The sequence below is a fragment of the Micromonospora vinacea genome (assembly GCF_015751785.1).
GTDB classification, from domain to species: Bacteria; Actinomycetota; Actinomycetes; order Mycobacteriales; family Micromonosporaceae; genus Micromonospora; species Micromonospora vinacea.
Genome location: NZ_JADOTY010000001.1, coordinates 2,180,546 through 2,195,965 on the forward strand (window position 1 = coordinate 2,180,546; position 15,420 = coordinate 2,195,965).

Here is a 15,420-nt window from a genome sequence, read left to right on the forward strand (position 1 = left end):
ACCACTCCAGCCCCCTGCGTCGGCGCTCGCCATCCCGCCGCCGGGGGGTGCCGTGCCGCCGGAGAGAGCCATCCCGCTACCCGGGAACGCCGTACTACCGGGGGAAGCCATTCCGCTGCCGGCAGGTGCCGCTCCGCTTCCCGAAGGTGCGAACCCGCTGCCGCTACTTGCCGCCCCGCTGCTCGGTGTCGCGGGAGCTTCGATGGCCGCTGCCGCCCGGCTGGCAGCCCACGCGGCACCGCTCCCGGCCACCCCACCACTGGCCCGCTGGCCCGCGCCACTGCTGCTCCGGCCCGCGCCGCCCCGGGATGTGCGGGAGGAGGCGGCCAGTCGGGGAGCCGCCCCGGCGGTGGCTGGGCGGCGACGCAGCCCCAGGACCGCGCCGATCTGGGCGCCGACGATGCTCGCCACCGCCAGTACTGCGGAGACCGCCAGCGGGCGGTTCACCCGATCGGCGGCACCGGCTCGGGCCGCACCGACAGTCATCGCTGGTGGTTGGCCCGCTGACTCCGTACCGCTGGGTGGTGCCGGGGCCACCTGCGGCGGTGCGGCCCGCTCGGGCGCCGGCCGGGGCGCGGGCGCCTTCCGCGCCACGGGCCGGTCGACGAGCCGGCCGGTGGCGTGCTGCCGGGACCCCTGGTCGGCGGCCTCCGTGGGCAGTCGAAGTAGTTGGCCGGGGCGGATCCGGTCCGGGTCGTCGAGCTTGTTCAGCTTGGCGAGCTGTCGGTAGTCGCCGAACTCGTCCAGGTACCGCTCGGCCACCTCCCCGAGGTAGTCGCCCCGCGCCACCCGGTACACCGGCGCGGCCATGTCCGGGGTTGTGGTCGCGTGGGTCGGCGCGGCCAGGGTGGTCACGGCCGGCGCGCTCGGGCTCGCGTACACCGGAGTTCCGTAGATCGCCGCGGCGCTGGCGGCGGCTGGGCTGGCGACCAGGATCAGCGCGACGGAGCCGACCAGCGCGGCGGCGGCCTTCTGCTGACGGCCCATCCCGGGCAGCTTCGGCGCCGGCCGGCGCAGGGTCTGCGCCCCCAACTCGACGAGGACGGAGAAGGCGAACGTGGCCCAGCCGAACCAACCGGCCACCGCCAACGCCCGCAGGAAGAGCTGACCGTCATCCCGGCTGGTCAGCGCCGTGCCCACCTCGCTGATCGTGGGAAGGTGATCGGGCAGTGGGTTACCGGCGAAGGCGAGCAGCGCGATCGGCGCGCCGACCAACAGCACCAGGAGCACGGCCAGCGCGCCGATGCCGGTGAGGATCCGTCCGGTCCGCCGTACGACGGACCCACCCGATACGGGCATGGCTGCCTACCTTCCTACGGTGTTGCGGTGATGGCACGCGCTGTCGCCTCGCCGGTGACGGTGACCGCCTTGTCCTGGACGAACGGTCCGATCATCGAGCGCTGGTAGGTGATGGAGACGGTCACCCGGATCAGGATTTCCCCGTCGACCTCGGGGAAGCTCACTGTGTGGCTGGCGGTGTCCACCTCATCCAGGTAGTTGGCGACCGCCTTGCGCGCCTCCGGCTGATTGATCCGCTTCGGCCCGCCCTCGATGGCGGTGGCCCGGTCGATGGCCTGACCGCCGGCCCGGGCCGCTTCGGCAGCCAGGTTCTGGGCACGTTGCAGGGTGCGGAGTTGCCCGGCGCCGTCGAAGGAGAGGCCGATGATGGCCAGTACGCCGACCATCGTCACCGCGAGGAAGATGCTCACCCGGCCGTGCTCACCTGCCCGCGAGGACCTGACAGCCGACGTGGTGGCCGTCATTGCCGACCCCGGTAACGGTCGAGTGGGGAGGTGAACTGCGCGGTGATCAATCGTTCACTCTCCATCCCGGGCAGGATGTCGAGCGTCACGTCCTTGAACGACACCAGGCAGCTGATCGTCACCGTCACCGTGGCGTCCGTACCGACCGAGCTGCTGAAGGCGTCGTCGAAGCTGGACTCGTTGCCCGGCGACGAGCCGGTGAACGCCGGGTCCAGGTCGTTGGCGCAGACCAGGCCGTGCCAGTCCAACTGCTTCTGGGCGGCCTCCAGCGCCTTCTGCCGGGCGGTGTCGGAATCCCGGGAGATCGAGGCGGCCCGCGCCGCGTCGTGCGCGGCCGCGTCGAGCGCCTCCGCGGCAACCGCGCTGCGCCCGACCACACCGGCCAGCACCATCAGTGCGATGAACGCGGGTGCGAGCACCGCCACCTCGATGGAGACCGAGCCCCGCTCGGCGGTACGGGTCATGGCGGGGTCACCCTCTCCACCGTCCCGTGGGCGGTCTGCTGTATCGCGAAGTCCACTCCCGGCACCACCGACAGGGACCGGCCGCTCACCGTGCAGGTCACGTCGGTAGTGGTGGTCACGCAGGTCGGGCCGGCCTTGTCCCAGCCCACCAGCCAACCGCCGGCGGCCTTGAGGAACTGGGTGGCGCCGTCCACTCCGACACCGTCCCTGGCCTGGTACGTCCGCTGGGCGTTGACGCCACTCTGCGCGGCGTGCAACGCGGTGGAGCGGGCGAGGAAGACGGCCGCGATCTGGATCGAGGCGAAGAGCAGCACCAGGATCAGCGGCATCATCACGGCGAGTTCCACCGGGTTGGCCCCCCGCTCCCGGTCGCTGGCCGCGAGGCGGCGCCGGGCGGCGATGACCACCCGGTGCCACCTCGACAGCGCGGCTCGACGCATCCCGGCTACTTGGCGGGCTTCGTGTAGTCCGGGATGCCGGTCATCCAGCTGTCGGCCTTGGTCAGGGCGAGAGCGGTGACGGCCATAGCGACGACGACCAGGCCGGCGATGATCACCGCGGTGGGCACCGGGCTGTCGCCGCGCTCACCCTCCCGGCGCAGCTCGGCCAGGCGCGTCGTCAGCACGACGTGCAGGTAGCTGAGGATGGACATGGCGTACTCCTTCAGGGAGGGGGTCAGACACGGGCGATGAACGGATAGAGGACGAACCCGAGCAGCACGAAGACGAGCAGCGCGCCCGGGATGTCGAGCTTGCTGGTCACCCCCTCGGCGCGGGCGAGGTTGTCGGTGCGGATCTGGTCGCGCAGCGAGTCGGCCCGGCTGCGCAGCGTCTCGTGCACCTGCGCGCCCTCGCTGCCGGAGGAGCGCATGATGGCGCCGACGTCGCCCAGCTCGGGGATCCCGATCTTGTCGGCGAGGTCGCGCAGTTCGTCCCAGGGCGCGTGCATCTGCATCTGGGCGATCCGCAGCGACTCCTGGAGCCGGTCGAACACCCAACCGTCGCAGACCGCCGCCGCCCGCTCCAGCGACTGCACCGGCCCGTGCGCCGCCGAGAGTTGCAACGCCACCAGGTCGAGGTAGGTGCAGACCGCCTGGCGGAACTCGTCGCGGGCGGCGTTCGCCTTGGTCAACACGGCGCGGTGCGCCAGCAGGCCGCCCAGCAGCGCCAGGCCGAGGCTGCCCAGCACCGGCACTACCAGCGGGAATGGAACGCCGAGCACCCACAGCGCCGCCCCGAGCAGAGTCGGCGTGGCCAACCCGATCAGGGCGGAGAGCAGCACCGACAGCGCGTACTGCTCGGGGGTCTGACCGATCAGGGCGAGTTGCATCTGCGGCGGCCGCAACCAGCGCGACATGCCGGTCAACCAGTCGAGTCGGCGGGACGCGGGCGTGGACACCCGGCCGGTGCCCGGCGGCTGGTGCAGTCGGCGCAGCGCCGGCCCGAGCGCCGGTGTCGCCGGCACCAACTCCCGGACCACCAGGAAGACGCCCAGGCCGATCCCGGCACCACCGCACACCGCGATGGCCAACTGCCAGTTCAGGATCACTGGAGCCGCCTTTCGTTCGCGACTGCGGGGCTCCGCTGCGCTGCACTCCTCGCGCTCACTGGAGCCGCCTTTCGTTCGCGACTGCGGGGCTCCGCTGCGCTGCACTCCTCGCGCTCACGCGATCACCTCGCTGGGGTCGGGCGCCGGCAGGAACCGGGCCGGCCGTTGCGGCTGGCTCATCGACCGCACCCAGGCCAGCAGGCCGATGAAGGCGGCGCCGAGGGCGGCCATCACCAGTTGACCCACGGGTGTGCCGTACGGCCTGACGTACTCGGCGTTGATCAGCCCGTACGCCAGGGTCGCCAGCGTCATCCCGGTGAGGAAGCGAACCGCGAACCGGGGCTGGGTGCGCTTGGCCTCGATCTCCCGCCGGGTGGCCACCTCCGCGGACGCCGCGCCGGCGATCGAACCGAGCACGTCACCCAGCCGCTCACCCCGGTCCGACAGGTGCAGGATCAGCGCCGCGACCACCTGGTCGCAGACCGGATCGGCGATCTCGTCGGCGAACGCCAGCAGCGCGGAGCGGGCCATCCAGCCGGCCTGGAGACGGGCAGCGAGCAGCCGTACCTCGTCCTCGATGCCGGGTGGCACGCTGCCGATCGTGCCGATGATCGACTGCTGGAGGCCCTGCCCGGTGCCGGAGACGTCCTTGAGTCGGCGGGTCCACTCGCCGACCGCCTCGATCCGGGCGATGGCCCGCTGTTCGGCCTTGCCCACCCCGAACAGCCACGGGGTGCCGGGCACCGCCACCGCGACCAGCAGGCCGACCACCGGTAGCCCGGTCAGCAGGAACGCCAACGCGCCTGCGACCAGCGCGGCGACCAGCAGCGCCTGGTAGCCGCGCTGCTCGGCCGGGGTGCTGCCCGGCCCGCGCCACAGTCGGCTCAGCCCCGGCCCGCTGCCCGGGCGCGGCCCGGGGGGCCGGCGGGTGCCGACCAGCGCGACAACGGCCAGCACCAACCCGGCCACACAGGCGGCCCCGGAGACCACCGCGATCAACTCCAGGCTGCCGAGCATCAGGTCACCGCCGGGCCAGTCGGGTCTGCCGTGGCCGCCGCCAGGCACCGGCGCCGGCCTCGACCCACCGGGTCAGCAGCCGCGCGTCGTAACCCACCCGCAGCAACTGGTCGCGGACCCGCTCCGGCAGGTGCCGGGGGACCGCGCGACCGTCCGGGCCGGGCCCGAAGACGGTGGTGGTGGTGATCCGACCGGCTTCGCCGGCCCCGATCACCTCCTCCACGTGGGAGACGAACCGGTGTTTCCGCCCGCCGATCGCGGTCTCGTCCTCGATGGTGACGTAGACGATCAGGTCGAGCGCGTTGCCGGCCATCCGGCGGGCCTGGTCGACGGTCATCTCGCGGCCGTGCGCCAGGGCCAGCTCGACGATCCGTTCACTCACCCCGGCGGCGGTACGGGCGTGGATGGTGCACATCGACCCCCGGCTGGTGGTCATCGCCTGGAGCATCGGCACGATCTCCCGGGACCGCACCTCGCCCACGATGATCCGCAGGACGCCCATCCGCAGCGACAGTGGGATCAGGTCGGCGATGGTCACCTCGCCGGCCGGGCGGCCGTCGAAGCCGCGCTCGCCGTGGCCCTCGCGGGCCTCGAAGCTCATCACCGCCCGGTGCCGCTCCCGGCGGCGGGCCGGGAGCAGCTCCCGACTCTCCTCCAACAGCACGTACGGCTCATCCTGCGGGATCTCGTTCATCAGCGCCCGGATGACGGTGGTCTTTCCGGCGCCGGCCAATCCGGCGACCATGATGTTCAGACCGGCGCGCATCGCCGCGCGGAGGAAGTCGCGCAGCAGCGGGTCGATCATCTCGTCCAGGTCACCTCGGGCGCCCGCGAGGTCGTCGAGGCTCACTTCCAGCGTGTTGTGCTTGCGGATCACCGCGTACGGGCGGTGGCTGACCAGGAACACCGCGGCCAGCCGGCTGCCGTCGGGCAGTTGCAGGTCGAGGGTGGGCTTCACCGTGGAGAGGGACCGCTCGGTCGCGCCCGCCCGGCGGGCCGCCGCCTGGAGGATCTCCACCAGTTCGGCGTCGCTGTCGGCGATCGGCTCGGCCCAGTCCACCCCACCGCCGCGCCTGGTGATGCGTACCTGGTCGCAGCCAAGGATGTGCACCTCCTCGATGGTGTCGTCGACCAGCAGGGTCTGTAGCCGGCCGAGCCCGACCAGCTCGGCGGTCACCTGGTCGAGCAGCAGGCGTTCATCACCGGCGGCCATGGGCGTGCCGGCCCGGCGCACGGAGTCCGCGTACGCGGCGACCACTGTGACGGCGAGTCGGGCCCGCTCGGTGTCCTCCTCGTCGACTGTGAACTCCCGGCCGCGCTGCCAGAGGGTGAGCCGTTCGGTGAGTTCCCGGCGCAGCTCCCGGACCACCTGGAAATCCATCCGGGGTCGGGGCGGCGACTGCGGCGGCGGGGTGGCCGCTGTCATCGGCTGCGGCTGCGTTCCGGACTGGTGGTGCCGGCCGTTCGGTTCGGCCAGGGGTGGCGCGGTGGAGGTCACGCCTGGTGGCTGTTGGCGTGGGTCGGTGGAGACCGGCTCAAACCGCATCCGGCACCCCCTGCTGCACGGGCCACGCCAACCGGGCCCGCCGCCGTTCCAGGAGCGCCCCGATGGGGACCTCCAGCGCGGACGCCGCGCGCATCAGCGGCCGTCCGGCCCGCACGGTCCCGCCCAGGGCGAGCACCCCGGCGGTACGCGGATCGTGCGGCAGCCGCGCGATGATCGGCAGTTTCAGGGCGCGGCTGATCTCGGCCCGCCCGTGCCCGTCGCCGACCAGCAGCAGCCGCAGGGTGCCCGGGGGCACCCGGTGCTCGGCGAAGTCCCGTTCGATGGCGGTGACCACCGCGCGGGTGCCGGAGAGGTCCGGCAGGTGCGCCCGGGTCACCAACAGCACCACCGAGGCGGCCCGCAGTATCGGCCACGGTGGCCCGGTCACGTGCAGCCGGCCACAGTCGACAAGGACGTCGTAGCCGGGGGTGCCGCGGTCGAGGGCGTCGAAGTAGTCGGCGAAGCGTTGCCAGAGCGGGGTGACGCTGCCGCTCTGGGCCGGGTCGACGAGGCCGGGCAGCAGCAGCCGTTCCCGGCGGGGTGCGTCCAGGTCGACCAGCTGAGACCAGAACGCGCTTTCCAGGTTGCCGTCGCGCAACTCGCCGACGGCCAGCTCTCCGATGCCGCGAGGGCCGTCCAGTTGGCCGCCGAGGTATCCGGCGAGGATCGAGCCGCCGGCCGGGTCGCATTCGGCGACCACCAGCCGCCGGTGCCAGGCCAGCGCGCAGGCCAGCGCCGAGGTGGTGACGCCGGGCGAACCCTTCGCGGACACCAGCGCGATGATGGCCATGCTCAGGCCGCCTCGGTCAGCACGACGGCGAGGCGTTCCTCTGCGGAGAGCGCCACCACCGCGGGCACGTCACGGGTGAGCAGCGCCAGGTAGAGGACCTTGTCGTCGTTGGCCGGGCTGACCATGTCGATGACGGTGGCCGCGAACCGGGTGCTGGCGGCGGCAGCGTCTCCGGCGGCATTGTCGTCCGGAGTGCTGACCAGCAGGACCTTGTCCCCGGGGTGCAGTTCGCGGGCCGGCACCTGGGCGGTCTTCAGGCCGAGTGCGATCTGCTGCTGGCCGGGGCCGAGCAGCGGGTCGTCGGTGACCTGTCCCAGGGTGAGCAGCGTGCCCGGAAGCAGCGCGACAGCGGCCCGTTTGCCGACCACCTCGTCGAGCCGGGCGGCGGGCACCGGGCGCAGCCCTTGGCCGCCGGCGACCTGCACGGTGACCAGGTCGGCGGCGCTGATCTCGCGGCCCACCTCCACCGGTCGGGCCACCGCCAGGTAGCTGCCGGTGGCCCGTACGGAGGTGACAGCGAACGCCGCGCCCAGCCCGCCCAGGGCGATGAGGAGGACGGCGAGACCGAGCAGCCCGGGACGGACCCGGCGCTGTCGGACCACGGTGGGCGGGTTGACGGGCGCGTCCACCGACGGGGTCCCGTTGCGCGTCGCGAGGCTCATCTGGTGACCACCTGGAGTTCGTTGATCTGGATCGGAACGATGCCGCTGTTTCGGGTCACCAGGATTTCGCCGCTCTCGCCACCGCCGCGCCAGGTCACCGTCCAGTACGTGGTCGCGGTGACGTTGTACGTGCCGGCCTTCTGGTAGCCCTTGTGGTAGCCGCAGTCCGGGGAGGTCTTGCCCGCCCGGTCGCCCGTCGGCTCGTACCTGGTGCCTTCGTCTGGGCAGGGGACCTTGTCCCCGTTGCCCATGTCCCAGACGATCTCGGTGACCGCCGCCGTGATGTCGACTCGCAGGCCCCGATCGGTTTCGTGGGCGTCGATCGGGCCGAAGTAGTTCGGGTTCTTCTCGGACCACATCCACACCGGCAGGCCGACCAGGCCGGGGCCGACGCGCTTGCGGGGCGCGACGCCCAGCGGGGCTGGCAGCAGCGTGATCGAGGCGAGGGCGCGACGGGCCAGCTCCTCAGGGTTGGGTGGTGCGCCGAAGCCGGCCGGCGGATCGTCCAGCAGCACCTCGGTCTGGGCGCCCAGGTCGCCGCCGTTGCACGTCCTCACGTACCACTGCTGGCCCTCGGGGGCCTCGGGCTGCGGCTGTTCCAGCTTGTAGTAGCAGCCGTCACCGCTGTTGAACCAGCCGAGGAACTCGTCGTAGCACGGGATGATCCGCCCGTCCCACTGGCAGGTGCCGCTGCCACCACCGTCGCCGCCGTCGTCTCCACCGTCGTCCCCGCCGCCGCCGGGATCACCCGGGTTGCCGGGTTCGTCGTCCCAGACGCTGCAGTCGGGTTGGGCGGGCGGGCAGCCCGCCCCCGGGTCGGCACGTCGGGCGGCGGCAGCCGGCACCGTCGCGCCGACGACCAGCAGCAGCGCGAGGCCGATCCCGGCGAGCGCTCGTCGGGCACCCTTTCCGCTGTGGGTCAGCACGGCTGGTCCCGGTGCGTCGTACCGGAGTTGATCAGCCAGCGGCCGTCGGGATAGCGAGTGGCGGTGGCGGTGGAGAGGTGTCTGCCACCGCCGCTGCCCGGGACCGGGCGCTTGTTCTTGGCGTAGACCAGCCGGTAGCCGGTGGTGTCCAGGCAGTCCTGGATATCCACTGTGGCCGGCTTCGCGTCCAGACTGACGGCGGTCACGGTCGGGTCGGACTTCAACGTCCCGGTGCGCATGGCGCCGTGCTCCTTCGCGTCGCGAATGGACAATTGGACCCGGGTGAGAAGCGGATCAGCGAGAAACCGGGTCAGTTCCGGCGCGCGGGGATCACTGCGCACGCCCGCCGTACGGGAGGCCGCGAGATACCCGGAGTACGCGTCGAGTGCCGCCTTTTCGGCGGCGCGCCGTTCGACGTCGGGATCGGTCCGTTGTTCGTTGTCGCGGGCTGCCGTCGGTCGTTCGACCGTTTCCCGTCCGCTGGCGCAGGCGGTGACCGGCATCGCCGCCACGGCCGCCAGCAGGCAGATTGCCGCTCGTCTGAGCTGCCGTCCGCGCACCGTCGAGCCTCCTCGTGGTCGCCCGGGGCGGTGACGGGTTCACCGCCGTCGGGCATGCGGAAGCGCGCCCGGATCAGCACATCCGGAGCCGTTCATTGCGCTTCTGCATTCACCGTTACGGATCTTTTACAAATTCGGGGTCCTGTGTCGTCCGATGGTGAAGGTGAGGCTTGCGTCACACCCAAGGGGCGAGCATAGGCTGACGCTCGCCGATGCAACAGAGGCAATTCAAGCGAACACGGTGCGTGATGACAGGTGGTGGTGGCGGGTGTCCACACTGTGCCCCGGGCAATGGTCGAGCAAACTGTCGTTATTGATGGGGTGGCACCGGGTCGGATGGGCTCGCCGGGGTCTCGCCAGCGGTCGCGGGAGTAGGACATCGTGGCCACATCCCGGCATTCGAACGGCGTTGCCGGCCGAGCAGTGGGCCGCCTCGTCGGGCCCGGCAGCGGGCGAAGGCACCTCCACGGGACCGGGCGGGCAGGTCGCTTTCTGCGCCATCCGCTACACCAGTGCGAGTGCTCGATCACGATCCGTGTTCAGCATCGCGGGGCAGCGTGTGGCCGCAATGGAGGCGACATGGCGCTGACCGGCCCCCCGGCGGCCGTTCCCGGACGGGAAGACCCGCCCGATCGGAGCCCGGCACCCCCACCGTCCGGCGGTACGCAGGAACCCGCCCCTCCGCCGCGCGCACGCACCCGGGTCTCGACAGTGTCAGCGGTCCTCGCGATCAGCCCGCTGATGCGGTTGGCCGCGCTGCGCTACGCCGTACCCCCGGGTCTGCCCAGCCGGAGCGGCTGCGACGGCTGCGGCGCGCCGGTCGGCCTGACCCGCCCCTGGCCGGCGCTGGGCCCGGCAGCCCGGTGCGGTCGCTGCGGCGCCCGGGTCGGCCCGCCGCCGGGCACTGTCGAGCTGGTAGTGCTCGCGGCGGCGGTGCTGCTGGCGGTCGCCGGCCCGTCGGGCGGGGCGCTGCCGGCGCTGATCTGGTGGCTCGGCTGGACTATTCCGGCGATCCTCGTCGACCTGGCCGTGCACCGGTTGCCGGACCGGCTCACGGTGCCCGCGGCGGCCGGGACGTGGCTGCTGCTCGGAGTGGCCGCGCTCGACGCCGACCCGGGGCACTGGCTGCGGGCCGTCATCGGCGGCGCGGGGCTGGCGCTCTTCTTCGCCAGCACCGCGGTGCTGCTCGGCCGGCGCGGCTTCGGGCTGGGCGACGCCAAGCTGGCACTGAGCGTCGGCGCGCTGCTCGGCTGGTACGGGTGGCCGGTGCTGGTGTTCGGGCTGGTGCTCACCTTCGGGCTCTCCGCGCTGGTGAGTCTGGGCCTGCTGGTCACCCGCCGCGCCAACTGGAGCACCCACCTGCCGTTCGGCCCGTTCCTGCTGTTCGGCACGACGGCTGCCCTCCTACTGGCGGCCTGACCCGTCGGCGGGCGGCGGGGACGTCGGTGGTCAGGGGCGCGAGCGGCTGGCCAGTTTGGGGGCCGGGCTGTCGGGGCGGTCGGCCCGGCGGCGGAGCACCTCGCTGGTCGGGCGGGCCAGCAACGGAGTGAGCACCACGGCGACCAGGGCACCGAACAGCACGCCCGCGATCACGTCGTGCGGGTAGTGCACACCCACGAAGACCCGGGAGAAGGCGCCGAGCGCGGCCAGGGGCAGCGCGACCATGCCGAGTCGGCGGGAGAGCAGCAACGTGGTGACCGCCAACGCGCCGGCGATGGTGGCGTGGTTGCTGGGGAACGACCAGTCGCCCGGGGGTGGACAGGCGCCCGCGATGATCTCCCGGGCGATGGTCCGGCAGGGGCGGTCCTCGTCCACCACGGTCTTGAGGAACTCGCTGCCCACGTACGCCAGGAGGGCCGGCACCGGCGCGATCAGGGCGAGTGCCCGGCCGTGCGGGCCGCCGGACCAGCGGCTCAGCGCGGCCATCAGCAGCAGCGCGCCGAGCAGCAGGATCACCCCCTCGGTGGCGTGTCCGACGAACCACTGCACCGGCTCGGGGCTGCCGGCGGCGGCGTCGACGACGTCGCTGTACCACTCGGCGCTGATCTCCGGAACGTCCATGCTGCCGTTGTTGAGCATGCATCACCTCACTTCACGTTCATACCCTGTTCACCTTGGGGACACCCTAGGAACGCGCCAGAGGGCACCGCTCCTGTCGAAGGTCGGGCGGTCCGCACGACCTTCGTCCAGGATTCGCACAGCCAGTTCTGGTTGGCTGCGGGGAGAAGACCAACATCGACAGGAGGCTTCGTGCAGACCGGTTCGGCCACCGATCAACCGCAGTCCACCGCCGCGGCGGACGACGAGACCTGGCGGATCCGGCGTACGGAGGCCGACCTGGACCGGCTCGGCGAAACCGAGTCGATCTTCGCGTTGGGCAACGGGTGGATCGGCTGGCGCGGGGTGCTCGACGAAGGTGCCCCGTGCGGGATGCCGGGCAGCTACGTCAGCGGCTTCCACGAGCGGCGCGAGCTGAGCTATCCCGAGGAGGGGTACGCGTTCCCGTCGGCCAGCGACACCGTCATCAGCGCACCGAACGCCGCACTGATCCGGCTCTGGGTCGACGACGAGCCGTTGGATCTCCGGACCGGGACGCTGCGCAGCCACGAACGGGTGCTCGACCTGCGTACCGGTGTGCTGCGCCGGGAGACCGAGTGGATCTCACCGGCCGGGCGGGGCGTCCGCATCCGCAGCACCCGGTTGGTGTCGCTGCCGCGTCGCCCGGTGGCCGCCGTCCGGTACGAGGTCGAGCCGTTGGACACCGCCGTCGAGCTGCGGGTCTGCTCGGATCTACTGGCCAACGAGAAGGTGCCGGAGCGTTCGGACGACCCTCGGGCCGCCTCGGTGCCCACCGACCCGCTGACCGCCGAGACGTACCGTGCGAGCGGCCTCGACGGCGTGCTGGTGCACCGCACCGAGCGCAGCGGCCAGCGCGTCGCGGTGGCGGTCAGTCACCTGCTGGAGGGGCCGGGCACTGTGAGCACCACAGGTGACTGCACGGCGGACCGGGTACGGCTGACCGTGACGGGTCGCCTGCGCCCGGGGGAGCGGTTGCGGCTGACGAAGTTCGCCGCCTACGAGTGGGCGGCTGTCGACGCGACGTCCGCCGACGAGTTGGCCGCCCTGGTCGCCGCCGAGGCGGACGCGGCCCGCGCGGACGGCTTCGACGCCCTGCTCACCGACCAGCGCGCCGCCCTGGACGCGGCCTGGCAGGTCGCCGACGTGCAGCTCGACGGTGATCCGGAGCTTCAGCAGGCCGTTCGGTTCGCGATGTTCCATCTGATCCAAGCCGGTCGCCCGGACTCCGACCGGACCATCTCGGCCAAGGGGTTGACCGGCAACGGCTACGACGGGCACGTCCTCTGGGACACCGAGAGTTACGTCCTGCCGGTGCTCACGTACCTGGCCCCGGCGGTGGCCCGATCGGCGTTGCGCTGGCGGCACGCCCACCTTCCCGAGGCGCGGGAACGGGCCGCCGAGCTGCGGTTGACCGGCGCCACCTTCCCGTGGCGCACCATCGGTGGCCGGGAAAGCTCCGGCTACTGGCCGGCGGGCACTGCCGCGCTGCACGTCAACGCCGACATCGCCGACGCGGTGCTGCGTTACCTGGCGGCCACCGACGACCAGCGGTTCCTGGCCGAGGCGGGGTTGGAGCTTCTGGTGGAGACCGCCCGGCTCTGGCACGGCTTCGGCCACTGGGCGGGCGAGGGCGACTTCCACCTGCACGGGGTGACCGGCCCGGACGAGTACGCGGCGCTTGTCGACGACAACGTCTTCACCAACCTGATGGCGAAGCGCAATCTGCGCGGCGCGGCGGACGCCGCCGAGGCGCATCCCGAGCTGGCCGACCGGCTGGGCGTGGACCGCGACGAGGTGGCCGGCTGGCGGGCCGCCGCCGACGCGATGGCCATCCCGTACGACAGCGAGCGTGGGGTGCACCAGCAGGCCGCCGGTTTCACCGAACAACCCGAGTGGGACTTCGCGAACACGGGCGACGACGACTACCCGCTGCTGCTGCACTTCCCGTACCTGGAGTTGTACCGCAAGCAGGTGGTGAAGCAGGCCGACCTGGTGCTGGCCATGCAGCTCTGCCCTGGTGAGTTCACCGCCGACGAGAAGGCCCGCAACCTGGCCTACTACCAGGCCCGCACGGTCCGCGACTCGTCGCTGTCGGCGGCCCCGCAGGCCGTGCTGGCCGCCGAGGTCGGGCACCTGGATCTGGCGTACGACCTGTTCGCCGAGTCGGTCCTGCAGGACCTGGCCGACCTGGGTGACAAGACCGCCGACGGGCTGCACCTGGCCTCACTGGCCGGCGCGTGGTTGGCGCTGGTGCAGGGCTTCGGCGGGCTGCGCGACGACCGCACTGTGCTCTCCTTCGACCCCCGCCTGCCGCGACGGATCGACCGGCTGGCGTTCAGCCTGCGCTGGCGCGGCCACCGGCTGCGGGTCACGTTGACTCCGGCCGAGGCCCGCTACGAGCTGCCCGACGCCGCCGGAGATGCCGAGGTCGAGCTGTGGCACCACGGCGAGTCGCTGCGGGTCACCGGCACCGAGCCGGTCACCCGGCCGATGCCACCGGTGCCCGACCCCGGCCCGGAGCCGCCCTCCCCGCCCGGCCGCCGCCCCACCCGCCGCTCGGCCGACTGAGCCGCCGTGCCGCCGCGGATCTACCCAGGCCGGCGCCGCGTCGGCTCAGGTCGGCACCGGACCGCCGGCCATCCGCTCGCGGACGGCCTCCAGCGCCTCGAAGGCGTACGCCCAGTTGTGGCACTTGAAGCTGCGCAGACCGTCGATCGCTGTGTGACAGTCGGAGCAGCGCACCCCGGCGATGGCATCCGGGATCTCGGTGTTGACGTACTTGCGCTCGCCCAGGATGACCGTGGCGATCATGGCCTTGTCGTGCAGGCCGGAGAGCGCCGACGAGACGATGTCGTACCAGGTGACCCGCCGGCGGCACTTCGGGCAGTCGGGTTCGTCGCCGCTGACCCAGAGGGGTGCCCCGATGCTGCGCGCCGGCATGCCGAGCAGCTTCTCCAGCCGCCGGACGTCCGACTCGGGGGTGGTCCAGCGGTGTCGGCCGGGCAGTGATGCGGGCGAGTCGTACACGGCGCGGAACAGGTCGTGGTCGACCTGCACGGTCTCGCGCTGAGCGGTCATCGGCGTCCCTCCTCGTTGAGTCGGTGCCCCCACCGTGGTCAGCGGTGACCATGGGCGCAGCCGGATCAACGACACGAGGGGTCAGCGGGTCGTCGCCGCGGGTGCTAGACATCGGTTCCGCGCCGCCGCCGAAGGGATCCGCATGACCGACCAGCCGGCACCTGACGTCACCATCAGACCCAACGTCGCCCGAATGTACGACTACTTCCTCGGGGGCAGCCACAACTTCGCCGCCGACAGGGCTGCCGCCGACCGGGTGCTGGAGATCTTCCCGGAGACCGGGGTCGCCGCCCAGACCAACCGGCACTTTTTGCGCCGAGCCGTCCGGTACGCCGCCGAGCAGGGCGTCCGCCAGTTCCTGGACATCGGCGCCGGGCTGCCCACCCAGGACGCCGTGCACGAGGTGGTGCGGGCCGTGGCACCCGACGCGCGGGTGGTCTACGTCGACTACGACGAGGTGGCCGTCGGGTACGCCCGGCAGTTGCTGACGGGCGTACCCGCCACCGCTGTCGTTCAGGGCGACCTGCGGCGGCCGGACGAACTGCTGGCCCACCCGGACGTGCGGGCCACCCTCGACCTGGACCAGCCGGTGGCGGTGCTGCTCCTCGCGGTGCTGCACTTCGTGCCGGACCAGGACGACCCGTGGGCGGCGGTCGCCCGGCTGCGCGACGCCACCGCGCCGGGCAGTCATCTGGTGCTGTCCCACTTGACGTTGGACGGCATCTCGCCCGAGCTGGCCGAGCGCGGCCAGGCCGTCTACCGCAACAGCAGCGCACCGCTGGTGCCCCGCACGCGCGCCGAGACGGCACGCTTCTTCGCCGGGTACGACCTGGTGGAACCCGGCCTGGTCACCACCACCCGGTGGCGACCGGACGGTGAGCCGGAGACCGTGGACGCCCACGGGTACGCGGGGGTCGGCGTCCGCCGCTGACAGCGCTTTCGCCTCCGGTGGCCAGCGTCGGGTGGTACGACGGACGCAGCGCGTGC

The 15,420-nt window shown here is 72.5% G+C and carries 15 protein-coding genes and 2 pseudogenes; 3 read left to right on the forward strand and 14 right to left on the reverse strand.

Annotation, left to right across the window (positions count from 1 at the left end; genetic code table 11):
* Positions 1-264: 264 nt before the first annotated feature.
* The 12 genes and pseudogenes from IW249_RS10500 to IW249_RS10555 all read right to left on the reverse strand — a co-directional run.
* Positions 265-1,299: pseudogene (locus tag IW249_RS10500) on the reverse strand (LysM peptidoglycan-binding domain-containing protein); the annotation flags it as partial.
* Positions 1,300-1,313: 14 nt separating this feature from the next.
* Complete coding sequence (locus tag IW249_RS10505) at positions 1,314-1,763, reverse strand: pilus assembly protein TadG-related protein (protein ID WP_196920560.1); 450 nt, start codon at positions 1,761-1,763, stop codon at positions 1,314-1,316.
* Positions 1,760-2,227, reverse strand: a complete 468-nt coding sequence (locus tag IW249_RS10510) for a TadE/TadG family type IV pilus assembly protein (protein ID WP_196920561.1) — start codon at positions 2,225-2,227, stop codon at positions 1,760-1,762. The genes IW249_RS10505 and IW249_RS10510 overlap by 4 nt, the downstream gene beginning before the upstream one ends.
* Complete coding sequence (locus IW249_RS10515; RefSeq protein WP_196920562.1) at positions 2,224-2,667, reverse strand: TadE/TadG family type IV pilus assembly protein; 444 nt, start codon at positions 2,665-2,667, stop codon at positions 2,224-2,226. Before IW249_RS10515 ends, IW249_RS10510 begins: the two co-directional genes overlap by 4 nt.
* A gap of 5 nt (positions 2,668-2,672) precedes the next feature.
* The gene (locus IW249_RS10520; RefSeq protein ID WP_196920563.1) at positions 2,673-2,879 is read right to left on the reverse strand and encodes a hypothetical protein; all 207 of its coding nucleotides are present in this window, start codon (positions 2,877-2,879) and stop codon (positions 2,673-2,675) included.
* Positions 2,880-2,902: 23 nt separating this feature from the next.
* The gene (locus tag IW249_RS10525; RefSeq protein WP_196924725.1) at positions 2,903-3,772 is read right to left on the reverse strand and encodes a type II secretion system F family protein; all 870 of its coding nucleotides are present in this window, start codon (positions 3,770-3,772) and stop codon (positions 2,903-2,905) included.
* Between the two features lie 117 nt (positions 3,773-3,889).
* Positions 3,890-4,836 (reverse strand): annotated as a pseudogene (locus IW249_RS10530) (type II secretion system F family protein).
* Positions 4,797-6,338 (reverse strand): TadA family conjugal transfer-associated ATPase, encoded by a 1,542-nt coding sequence (locus IW249_RS10535; protein ID WP_196920565.1) that lies wholly within the window; start codon positions 6,336-6,338, stop codon positions 4,797-4,799. Before IW249_RS10535 ends, IW249_RS10530 begins: the two are co-directional and overlap by 40 nt.
* Positions 6,328-7,128 (reverse strand): CpaE/TadZ family protein, encoded by an 801-nt coding sequence (locus IW249_RS10540; RefSeq protein ID WP_196920566.1) that lies wholly within the window; start codon positions 7,126-7,128, stop codon positions 6,328-6,330. The genes IW249_RS10535 and IW249_RS10540 overlap by 11 nt, the downstream gene beginning before the upstream one ends.
* A 2-nt stretch (positions 7,129-7,130) precedes the next feature.
* Positions 7,131-7,790, reverse strand: a complete 660-nt coding sequence (locus tag IW249_RS10545) for an SAF domain-containing protein (protein ID WP_196920567.1) — start codon at positions 7,788-7,790, stop codon at positions 7,131-7,133.
* A complete protein-coding gene (locus IW249_RS10550; protein ID WP_196920568.1) occupies positions 7,787-8,716 on the reverse strand; it encodes a hypothetical protein in 930 nt (309 codons plus the stop codon). Before IW249_RS10550 ends, IW249_RS10545 begins: the two co-directional genes overlap by 4 nt.
* Positions 8,710-9,276, reverse strand: coding sequence for a hypothetical protein (locus tag IW249_RS10555; protein WP_196920569.1), 567 nt, complete (start codon positions 9,274-9,276; stop codon positions 8,710-8,712). The genes IW249_RS10550 and IW249_RS10555 overlap by 7 nt, the downstream gene beginning before the upstream one ends.
* 741 nt (positions 9,277-10,017) lie before the next feature.
* On the opposite strand from IW249_RS10555, the gene IW249_RS10560 reads away from it, so the two are divergent.
* The gene (locus IW249_RS10560) at positions 10,018-10,695 is read left to right on the forward strand and encodes a prepilin peptidase (RefSeq protein WP_231393303.1); all 678 of its coding nucleotides are present in this window, start codon (positions 10,018-10,020) and stop codon (positions 10,693-10,695) included.
* 30 nt (positions 10,696-10,725) lie between these two features.
* On the opposite strand, the gene IW249_RS10565 is transcribed toward IW249_RS10560, so the two are convergent.
* Positions 10,726-11,355 carry a phosphatase PAP2 family protein gene (locus IW249_RS10565; RefSeq protein WP_196920571.1) on the reverse strand — a complete coding sequence of 210 codons (630 nt, stop codon included), beginning with the start codon at positions 11,353-11,355 and terminating at the stop codon, positions 10,726-10,728.
* 171 nt (positions 11,356-11,526) lie between these two features.
* Here IW249_RS10565 and IW249_RS10570 point away from each other — a divergent pair, with 171 nt between their 5' ends.
* Positions 11,527-13,923, forward strand: coding sequence for a glycoside hydrolase family 65 protein (locus tag IW249_RS10570; RefSeq protein WP_196920572.1), 2,397 nt, complete (start codon positions 11,527-11,529; stop codon positions 13,921-13,923).
* A gap of 45 nt (positions 13,924-13,968) precedes the next feature.
* Here the strand turns inward: IW249_RS10570 and IW249_RS10575 are convergent, their stop codons facing one another.
* Positions 13,969-14,433 (reverse strand): DUF8243 domain-containing protein, encoded by a 465-nt coding sequence (locus IW249_RS10575; RefSeq protein WP_196920573.1) that lies wholly within the window; start codon positions 14,431-14,433, stop codon positions 13,969-13,971.
* A 136-nt stretch (positions 14,434-14,569) separates the two neighbouring features.
* Here IW249_RS10575 and IW249_RS10580 point away from each other — a divergent pair, with 136 nt between their 5' ends.
* The gene (locus tag IW249_RS10580; protein WP_372433036.1) at positions 14,570-15,364 is read left to right on the forward strand and encodes an SAM-dependent methyltransferase; all 795 of its coding nucleotides are present in this window, start codon (positions 14,570-14,572) and stop codon (positions 15,362-15,364) included.
* Positions 15,365-15,420: the final 56 nt, after the last annotated feature.

What these genes read in the sequence shown, in the direction of transcription:
- IW249_RS10515 (WP_196920562.1), bottom strand. Translation starts at nt 2,667, where the DNA reads ATGCGTCGAGCCGCGCTGTCGAGGTGGCACCGGGTGGTCATCGCCGCC.
- IW249_RS10575 (WP_196920573.1), bottom strand. Translation starts at nt 14,433, where the DNA reads ATGACCGCTCAGCGCGAGACCGTGCAGGTCGACCACGACCTGTTCCGC.
- IW249_RS10545 (WP_196920567.1), bottom strand. Translation starts at nt 7,790, where the DNA reads ATGAGCCTCGCGACGCGCAACGGGACCCCGTCGGTGGACGCGCCCGTC.
- IW249_RS10520 (WP_196920563.1), bottom strand. Translation starts at nt 2,879, where the DNA reads ATGTCCATCCTCAGCTACCTGCACGTCGTGCTGACGACGCGCCTGGCC.
- IW249_RS10510 (WP_196920561.1), bottom strand. Translation starts at nt 2,227, where the DNA reads ATGACCCGTACCGCCGAGCGGGGCTCGGTCTCCATCGAGGTGGCGGTG.
- IW249_RS10505 (WP_196920560.1), bottom strand. Translation starts at nt 1,763, where the DNA reads ATGACGGCCACCACGTCGGCTGTCAGGTCCTCGCGGGCAGGTGAGCAC.
- IW249_RS10535 (WP_196920565.1), bottom strand. Translation starts at nt 6,338, where the DNA reads ATGCGGTTTGAGCCGGTCTCCACCGACCCACGCCAACAGCCACCAGGC.
- IW249_RS10565 (WP_196920571.1), bottom strand. Translation starts at nt 11,355, where the DNA reads ATGCTCAACAACGGCAGCATGGACGTTCCGGAGATCAGCGCCGAGTGG.
- IW249_RS10540 (WP_196920566.1), bottom strand. Translation starts at nt 7,128, where the DNA reads ATGGCCATCATCGCGCTGGTGTCCGCGAAGGGTTCGCCCGGCGTCACC.
- IW249_RS10560 (WP_231393303.1), top strand. Translation starts at nt 10,018, where the DNA reads ATGCGGTTGGCCGCGCTGCGCTACGCCGTACCCCCGGGTCTGCCCAGC.